Below are 8,971 nucleotides of genomic sequence, written 5' to 3' on the forward strand. Positions count from 1 at the left end.
GAACACCAGCACGAACACCAGCACGAACACCAGCACGAACACCAGCACGAACACCAGCACGAACACCAGCATCACCCCCAACTGACGCCCGTCGGCCTGCCCGGATCGATGGATGACATAGGTAACTGGAGCGAGACGATTGCCCCGCAGTCACTCGTTGCAGAAGGATTCGTGATGGCCATCAGCGCACTGGTCATCGCTGTCTACTTCCGGAGAGGAGTCACTGCCACCCCAGTTGACCCATTCGAAGGGTCAGGGTCAGGGTCAGGCGCAGTCCGGTCCCACCTCTTGATTTGATGTGAGCGTCCGTCTCGTGCGCGGTTTCGCCTGTGGTTTGCTCGCTGGGTCGAAAATCCCCACACGCTCACTTGTCATGACCCGCCACTACTCGACCTTTGAGGGGCGACTCCTCGGGCGCCCACTCGCCACATTCGCCGAAAAGCATGAGCGGCTCAGACGATCCACGCCGGCCAAAGCAGCGGAGGATCGGCGGTCCGCGACGCGTGGGACGCGCTGAACCTCGGAGCGCCCCTCGTCATCCAGCCATCCCCGTACCGCGAATTGAACGGGCCGGTGTTCCGATACATCGACCAGATCGAACGGCGTCATCCGGACGCGATGGTCACGGTGGTGATGCCGGATTATGTCGAGGCGCATGTCTTCGACAACCTGCTGCACAACCAGAGCACGCTGGCGCTGACCACACGTCTGCGGGAGCGACCGAACACCGTGGTCGTGATGGTTCCGTTACTGGCAGAACGCGCTCGTCGTTTGCACGAATCCGAAGCAGCCCACACCGCCTCATTGGAATAGCGGTGCCATCGGAGGGTCGCTCCAACCGTGGGCGCGCCCCGAAGAAGTTGGTGGTGAGGCGTAGACTTCGACACTGTGTGGGGTCAGAGAGTGATGAAGAGTCTTCGCCCGGCCACTTTCGATATCGCTTCTGGTGAGTTCCGTGACCTCGTTCGCCGTTCTCGAGAAGTCGTGTTGCTTGCAGCCATCACTGGAGCAATCACTGGGCTGGGTGTTCGGTTCTTCGAGTTCTTCGTCGCCGAGGTCGCACTCGATCGTGTGGTGCACGGCCCGCTGTGGTTTGCAGCGATCGCGCCGGGGATCGGCCTCGTGGCATCGGCGATCATCTTGAGGACGATCGGTAAGGGTGCAACGCCTGCCACATCCGACGAATACCTCCGCGCATTCCACGACCCCGAGTATCCACTTCGTCCGCGAGCGTTCATTGGTCGTATCGCCGCGGCATTTACGACGCTCGGCATGGGTGGCGCAATGGGGCTGGAAGGCCCATCGATGTACGGCGGCTCTGCAATAGGCGCCTTCATCCAGCGACGGGTTCCAGCTGCCTTCCGTGGCGCCGACTATCGAACGTTGCTGGTTGCTGGTGCTGCGGCCGGTGTGGCGGCGATCTTTAAGGCGCCCGCAACCGGAGCAATCTTTGCCCTCGAAGTTCCATTCCGGGATCAGATGGCGCGCCGCATGCTCCTGCCCGCCCTCGTGGCATCAGCATCCGGCTACCTCGTGTTCGTGGCCTTCAGTAGCACGAGCCCGATCTTCTCGTTCGATTCCGACCGTGCTGTCGCGTTCCAATATAAGGACCTCGCTGGTGCTGTGCTCATTGGGATCGGCTGCGCACTGGGCGCCCGTGCGTTCTCCCGCCTGATTCGGCTGGCCAAGGCATTCACGCTGCGGCCGATCGTCACGCGCCTTATGATCACCAGCACCACTTTGGCCGTGCTGTTCGTGATCACTCGGGGGCTCACCGGCGAGAGCCTCACGCTTGGCTCGGGCTACGAGGTCTTCGGTTGGCTGGCTGAGTCGCACTCTGTCTGGCTACTCGTCGCCATCTTCTTCATTCGATGTATGGCTACTGCAACAACCTTGGCGGGCGGCGGCGTCGGTGGTGTGTTTATCCCGCTCGTCGTCGGTGGCGCCATCGTCGGTCGTGGTGTCGGCGACATCGTCAACCCGCTCGACCCGACGCTCTATGTGCTGCTCGGCGTGGCAGCGTTCCTCGGCGCCGGCTATCGAGTTCCACTTGCGGCCGTGATGTTCGTTGCCGAAACGACAGGACAGCCAGGCTTCATCGTGCCCGCCCTGTTCGCCGCAGTGGCAGCCGAACTGGTCATGGGCGATAAATCAATCACCTCGTTCCAGCGCACTCCCGCGATCTGACTCGATCTGACTCGAGTGGCGCCGGACCGGCTGCTTCGATCGGGGTGGGTGGTCTCGGTTAGACACTCTGCATGAGTGTTGAGGTGTCGACGGAGTTGCAAGGAACATTGGTGGCGTTGCTCGTCGGAGCAGGTGACCCAGTACGAGCCGGGGGCGTGGTGGCGCTCGTCGAGTCGATGAAGATGCACCACGAAGTCGTGGCTCCGGTCGACGGTGTTGTCGAGGCCGTGGTTGCGGCTGAAGGGTCGACGGTGTCGCCCGGCGACGTGCTCGTCACACTCGGCCCCCCGATTGCTGCCGCCGCGGGTGATGTCCTGCCGCCTCCCGACGTCTCCGCGGCAGCGTCGCTGCCGCAGGGGCTCGACCGGCCCGATCTGGCCGAAGTGATCGAACGGCATGTGGGTGGGCTCGACGCAGCTCGGCCCGACGCCGTTGAGAAGCGTCGCCGACGCAACCGGAGAACAGCACGTGAGAACGTTGCTGACCTCGTCGACGAGGGTTCGTTTATCGAGTACGGCCCACTGGTGATCGCTGCGCAGCGGCGACGGCGCGACGTAGCCGACCTGATCGCCAAAACGCCCGCCGACGGGTTGGTCGGTGGCATCGGCGATATCAATGGAGATCTCTTCGCTGACGAACGGACGCGTAAGGCGATTGCTGTGTCGTACGACTACACCGTGCTAGCCGGTACGCAGGGCACGCAGAACCATCGCAAGAAAGACCGGCTGTTCGAACTCGCTGAGCAACTGCGCATTCCATTGGTCTTCTTCACCGAAGGTGGCGGCGGTCGGCCGGGCGACACCGACGGCATCGGCGTGAGCGGCCTCGACTGCCTGGCATTCCTGTGGTTCGCACAGCTTTCCGGCACGGTGCCCCTCATCGGCGTCAATGCTGGCTACTGCTTTGCCGGCAATGCTGCCATCCTTGGCTGCTGCGACATCGTCATCGCAACCGAAGACTCGAACATCGGCATGGGTGGCCCCGCGATGATCGAAGGTGGCGGGCTCGGCGTGTTCGAACCGACCGAAATCGGTCCGATCGAAGTGCAGCGCGCGAACGGTGTCGTTGACATTGTGGCGGCTGATGAAGCGGAGGCAACGGCGATCGCGAAGCGGTGCGTCGGCTACTTCCAGGGCACGATTCAGAAGTGGGAAGCACCCGATCAAACGGCGCTCCGCGATGTCGTGCCGCTCGATCGGCTACGCGCCTACGACATCCGTACCGTCATCGACGGACTGTTCGACATCGACTCGATCACTGAGCTCCGACGCGACTTTGGGTTGGGTATGGTCACGGCATTCGCTCGGCTCGAAGGTCGACCCGTCGGCATCGTGGCGAACAATCCCCACCATCTGGCTGGGGCAATCGATTCCGACGGGGCCGACAAGGCAGCACGATTCATGCAGCTGTGCGATGCGCACGGCCTTCCGATCATCACCCTGTGCGACACCCCCGGGATGATGGTTGGTCCAGACGTCGAGGCCAGCGCGCTGGTGCGGCACTGTTCGCGCCTGTTCGTCACCGGGGCCAACGTCTCGGTTCCAATGATCACGATCGTCACGCGCAAGGCGTACGGCCTCGGGGCGCAGGCAATGATGGGTGGCTCCACGAAGGCGCCGCTCGCCTGCCTGTCGTGGCCGACTGGTGAGTTCGGCGGCATGGGCCTCGAGGGAGCTGTCCGGCTCGGCTACAGCAAGGAATTGGCTGCGGTGGCATCTGATGCCGAGCGCGATGCATTGTTCACCGAGATGGTCGACCGGATGTATGAGCATGGCAAGGCGCTGAGTGTGGCAACGCACTTCGAGATCGACGATGTCATCGACCCGGCCGATTCGCGCCGTTGGCTCTCGACGTTGCTCGCCGCCGCACCACCAGCACGCGGAGACCGCCCCAACATCGATACCTGGTGACTCGACGCATGTTGGGAGACGAGCCAGCCATTGCCATCCATGCAGGCTGACGCTCGGTCCACGAGGTTTGACAAGTCGGTCGCCCGCAGTGGGTATGTCTTGCGGTCGGACTTCATGAAACGCCGCGAGCTATACCTATGGCCATTCGTCGCGGACAGCGATCGACGACTGCCCCATGACCGAGGAGATCTGTAGTGACGAGTTGGCTCGAGAGTCCGTTGCGGACGTTGTCGGACGTGGAACGGTTCGAATCGGAGATGCCTCTCCGGCAGCGGCTGCCTGGTGACAGCGTGTACGACGTTCTGGTCCGAGCGGCGGAGGTGCACAGTGATCGGATCGCGCTGACGATGGTGATGACGGGAGACGATGACGAGCATCCCCGCCGCGTGAGTTATCCGGAGCTGTTGGGGCTTGTCCGCCAGACTGCCAACTTGTTGTCTGGTCTCGGCGGTGTACGACCCGGCGTGGCGTTCATGCTGCCAACGCTCATCGAGACGCACGCTGTCCTGTGGGCGGCTGAGACCGTTGGCTCTGCCGTACCGATCAACTTTCTTCTGCAGCCCGACCACATCCGAGGTCTCCTGGAAGCGTCTGAAGCGAAAGTGCTGGTGACGTTGGGGCCGCACCCGCAGCTCGACATCTGGGAGAAGTCGCTCGAGTTGCAGCGCCTGATGCCTGAGCTGACGTTGGTGCGGGTTGCCCCGCCCGGCACGGCACCTGTTGAGGGCGTCATCGACTACTTCGATGCAATTGGCGATCAACCTGCGGACCGCCTGGTCTTCGACTCCCGAGGTCACGGCGATGATGTCGCTGCCTATTTCCACACCGGTGGGACGACCGGTGTCCCGAAGCTTGCTGCGCACAGCCACAACGGCCAGCTGACGGCGGGCTTCGGCAGTGCTGCGCTGATGAACCTCGGGCCCGACGACGTACTGACCGGTACGTCGCCGATGTTTCATGTGGCTGGCACCATCCTGCTGGGTATCAGCATGTTCCTGGCCGGGTCCGAAATCGTGCTGATGTCGCCGTCGGGGATGAGGAACCCGGAGATGGTGACGAATTTCTGGCGGATCTGCGAGCGCTACGGGGTCACGCTTGCCTTTGCGGTGCCCACTGCGATCGGCGCGATTTCCGATGTACCTCTCGGTGGGGCCGACATCAGCTCGCTGCGAGGTGGTCTGACTGGCGCAGCGTCGCTCCCCGTTGCAGTGCGCGAGAAGTTCGAGGCCGTCACCGGGACGAGGCTCAACGAGATCTACGGGATGACCGAGGCGTCGGGCATCATTTCCTGCAATCCGTTTGAGGGCGAGGGAGGTTCCGGCTCGGTCGGCCTCCGTTTCCCGTACACGACAGTCACCGTTCGTCGTCTCACCGACGATGGATCACTCGGTGACCCCTGCGACGTGGGGGAAGTCGGAGTGCTGACGGTCGGGGGTCCAACCGTGTCACCCGGCTACCGCAACAAGACTCAGAACGTCGGGACATTTGTCGACGGAGAACTGAACAGTGGAGATCTCGCGTATACCGATGCTGACGGCAGGGTCTACATCGCCGGTCGATCGAAAGACCTGATCATCCGCAGCGCCCACAACATCGACCCGTTGATGATCGAGAACGCTCTGCAACGTCACCCGGCCGTCGCTGTCGCCGCCGCGGTCGGGATGCCTGATTCCTATGCCGGGGAATTGCCGGTCTGCTACGTGCAACTGGTCCCTGGCGTCGCCGTCACTGAGGAGGAGCTGCGTGCCTTCGCTGAAGCCGAAATTGGTGAACGGCCAGCCTGGCCCAAAGAGATCAGGATCATCGACGCAATCCCGATGACCGCCGTCGGCAAGATCTTCAAGCCGTCCCTGCGCGAAGACACCGTCAAGCGCACCGTCCAAAAAATCCTCGCCGAACGGCATCTGACGGGAGACGTAGTCGTCGCAGCCGGTGGGCCGCGCGGGATGAACGTCACCGTCACTCTTGCCGACAGCGACGACAACAACGCCTCACAACTCCAAGAGGTATTAAACGGGTATCTGTTCCAGGCAACTGTCAAGAACTGATCCTGGCGCGAAAGCGACTCTCTTCAAAGATGCTCCGATAAAGAGCGGGGCAAACCGGCGCTGCGTTGTCTAGCCCAAGTCGGGCCAGGAGCGCTTGGCTCGGCGGCGTTTGCCTGCGGCGCCCAACTTGCGACGATCGGCAAGATCCCAGTCACGGCGCCAGCTGGTGTGCTCGGGGCCCGTGAGCGACGGGCTTTCACCGCGGGCAGCGCGGCTGCGGGCCGACCAATAGTCGGTGAGCGCTTCGTCGCCGAGCACTGTTGCTTCGGCTTCGATGCGGGCATTAAACCGACGGGTTGACTCGCCCTCTTCGGGCCACATCGGTGCGCCGAAGACGACCTTGGTGCTGCCCGGCTTTGGACGTTTCATGCCTTTGCCGAAGATCGAGCCGGTGCCATCGATGAACACGGGCACCACCGGTGCACCGGTCTTCGATGACAGGTAGGCAGCGCCGCCCTTGAAGTCTTGGCCCCAGCCGTCGGGGGAGCGCCCACCTTCTGGGTAGATGATGAGGCTGCTGCCCTTGTCCATGAGTTTCACAAGCATGTCGCTGGACTTGCGCCCCGTGACTTCACGATCGATTGGCACAGCGTTGAGCGCGAGTGCCGAGATAATGGCTTTCCACTTCTTGTTGAAGAAGTAGTCGGCGGCGGCAGCAACGACGAGGTCGCGTCGCCACACGAGCGGAATCGACCGGATCATCAGGCCGGTGTCCAAGTGGCTGTGGTGCGTCGGAGCGAAGATCACGGGTGGCGGAGTTTCCAGCCGCTGCAGGGACGCGAGCCGGTCGACTCCGGTGACCTCAGGGTTGGTCAGGATGCGAGCAGCGAGGCGCATCGGCCCCTCGGTGATCACGCCGCGAATGCTGGAGGCAAGAGGACGACGTGCCCAGTCGGTGTTGTAGTGCGCACCCAGGCCGGACGCCTCGGGAGGTACTTCCACCCCGCGCGGCACCGTGGGAGCTCGGAACGGGAACCCGAAGTTCCGCAAGGGCGTCGTCGCTTGGCGTACGGCGCTTTCCGCCTTGCCGGCGAGCTTCTGCGCCCGCTTCATATAGGGATTCGCCATCTCAGAGACCGTCGCGCCTTACTTGACGTCAGCGACGAGGACAGACGGAACGTGGAGGTGGGTCACCGTCGGGGCACGGCCAACGACGTCGCTGGCGATCTCGAAGGCATCGTTCATTGTCGATGCCGGCGTGAAGCCGAGACGACGAACGGTCGGGGCATCACCGCCGACGATGATGACCTTGCCGGCGTGTTGCTGGCCGTGTGCGCCCCAGTACCAGGCGTAGAACGGGTGGACGCCGTGGTAGGCGTTGCCGGTGCGGTACAAGTGGCGGTACCACTCGTCTTCGGCGTACTTCTTCTCCCACTTTTCGCTCATCACGGCTGGGTCGGTCGTGTCGGTGAGCACTTCTTCGAAGAAGTCGATGTAGCTCGGGTGATGGACGGGGTTGAAGTCGCGGTACGTCGGGTGCGTCATGATGATGACGCCGCCCTCACGCACGAGCGGCTTGCCCCGGTACATGTTGAACAGGTAGCCGAGGCCCATACACATCACGAGGATCGGATTCATGACGCCCTCGGGGTTGTAGGGGCAGATGTAGGGGATGCCCATGGTCAAAATGTCGGTTTGACCCTCGACTTCGACGAGGTGCTGGGCGTACACGTGCTGCAGCGTTTCTTCGTGCACGGTCGGGGTGAACCCGGCCTGTACCGAGGTCATCTCGTATGGCGACTCGATTGAGTGCATGATTTTGCGACGCGCCTTCACGGGCATCGCACTCAGCGACTTCTGCGTGGCGAGATACGTGGCGCGGTCCTTGGCGTTCCACTCCCACTCGCGTTTGGCGAGGAAGTCGAACGGCTTCGGGAACGTGTTTGTGTTGAGCGTGGTCTCAACCGTGAAGATCTGCGGACCACTCTCGCGCAAGACCTCACCCATCCGCCACAGGCTCTTGTGTAGTGCGCTGTGGTGGCGGTCCATGAGGCTGCGTGTGTTTTGCAGCGTCTTCGGATTGTGGTGGAAGCTCAGGCACCGGTATGAGGCGACGCCAGTGGTGATCGACTTCCAACCGCCGTCCATGGCGACCTGGTTGACGTTGGCGTAGACAACGAGGTCGGACTCGGCGACGCGCTTGTTGATCTCGAGGACTTCGCCCTCTTCGGTCTCACCGATCACGGTGAGGTTGTCGTAGTCCTCAGCGTCGTGCTGGTACAGCGTGCCACGTGGGTGAAACGCATCGAAGATACGATCGCCAAGCACGTGCTTGAGTTCGTAGTCGTGCATCCGACGGTGCAGGCCGAGTGCCGCGATCAGGTGGACGTCGTCGACACCAGCCTCGGCAGCCATTTCGAGCACGGCCTCGATGATCCGCTGGCGGGTGTCAGGCCGGCGCATTTTCGGGAGCGACAATGATGCGTCGTCGAAGCAAATGGTGAGCTTCATGCCGGGCTTGAGCAGCGTCGGCAACGGGTCGGCGTCCATCGGGTTGAGGAGCGCGTTGCGAATTGCGCCCTCAGGATCTTCGATGCCCGCGAGTGGCTCGGGCGGGTAGATCACTCGGCTGCGATCGGCAGGCAGGCGTTCGAGGCTGAAGTTCTCGCCGCGCCAAAAGAGCATGGGTGGTGTCGAGCGATCGACGTCAAGAACAAATCCGGGGCGTGGCATCAGCTATCTCCAGTGCGCAGGTCGAATGCGATTTTGACGGCGCCGCGTCGGCCGGCGGTCGCCGCGTGGGCGATGGCGTCGACATGATCGGCGAGCGTGTAGGTGGCCGAGAGTAAGCGCTCGGCCTCGAAGTGGTTGGCGGTGTCGACGGCA

The 8,971-nt window shown here is 62.9% G+C and carries 6 protein-coding genes and 1 pseudogene; 5 read left to right on the forward strand and 2 right to left on the reverse strand.

The window, feature by feature from the left end; genetic code table 11:
* The 5 genes and pseudogenes from ACH2EI_RS17455 to ACH2EI_RS17475 all read left to right on the forward strand — a co-directional run.
* Positions 1–297 (forward strand): annotated as a pseudogene (locus ACH2EI_RS17455) (hypothetical protein); the annotation flags it as partial.
* Positions 298–573: 276 nt separating this feature from the next.
* The gene (locus ACH2EI_RS17460; protein WP_395154948.1) at positions 574–813 is read left to right on the forward strand and encodes a hypothetical protein; all 240 of its coding nucleotides are present in this window, start codon (positions 574–576) and stop codon (positions 811–813) included.
* Between the two features lie 93 nt (positions 814–906).
* Positions 907–2,187, forward strand: coding sequence for a chloride channel protein (locus ACH2EI_RS17465; protein ID WP_395154949.1), 1,281 nt, complete (start codon positions 907–909; stop codon positions 2,185–2,187).
* Between the two features lie 71 nt (positions 2,188–2,258).
* Entirely contained in the window at positions 2,259–4,097 is a 1,839-nt protein-coding gene (locus ACH2EI_RS17470; RefSeq protein ID WP_395154950.1) for a carboxyl transferase domain-containing protein, read from the forward strand.
* 194 nt (positions 4,098–4,291) lie between these two features.
* Entirely contained in the window at positions 4,292–6,145 is a 1,854-nt protein-coding gene (locus ACH2EI_RS17475; protein ID WP_395154951.1) for an acyl-CoA synthetase, read from the forward strand.
* A gap of 69 nt (positions 6,146–6,214) precedes the next feature.
* Here the strand turns inward: ACH2EI_RS17475 and ACH2EI_RS17480 are convergent, their stop codons facing one another.
* Together ACH2EI_RS17480 and ACH2EI_RS17485 are read right to left on the reverse strand one after the other, a co-directional pair.
* Positions 6,215–7,213 carry a lysophospholipid acyltransferase family protein gene (locus ACH2EI_RS17480; RefSeq protein ID WP_395154952.1) on the reverse strand — a complete coding sequence of 333 codons (999 nt, stop codon included), beginning with the start codon at positions 7,211–7,213 and terminating at the stop codon, positions 6,215–6,217.
* A gap of 18 nt (positions 7,214–7,231) precedes the next feature.
* Positions 7,232–8,818, reverse strand: a complete 1,587-nt coding sequence (locus ACH2EI_RS17485) for a lactate racemase domain-containing protein (RefSeq protein ID WP_395154953.1) — start codon at positions 8,816–8,818, stop codon at positions 7,232–7,234.
* Positions 8,819–8,971 lie beyond the last annotated feature (153 nt).

It is taken from the genome of Ilumatobacter sp. (genome assembly GCF_041688325.1).
GTDB lineage: Bacteria > Actinomycetota > Acidimicrobiia > Acidimicrobiales > Ilumatobacteraceae > Ilumatobacter_A.

Bases quoted from the DNA above. Each gene is read 5' to 3' on its own strand.
- ACH2EI_RS17485 (WP_395154953.1), bottom strand. From the start codon at position 8,818: ATGCCACGCCCCGGATTTGTTCTTGACGTCGATCGCTCGACACCACCC.
- ACH2EI_RS17465 (WP_395154949.1), top strand. From the start codon at position 907: ATGAAGAGTCTTCGCCCGGCCACTTTCGATATCGCTTCTGGTGAGTTC.
- ACH2EI_RS17470 (WP_395154950.1), top strand. From the start codon at position 2,259: ATGAGTGTTGAGGTGTCGACGGAGTTGCAAGGAACATTGGTGGCGTTG.
- ACH2EI_RS17480 (WP_395154952.1), bottom strand. From the start codon at position 7,213: ATGGCGAATCCCTATATGAAGCGGGCGCAGAAGCTCGCCGGCAAGGCG.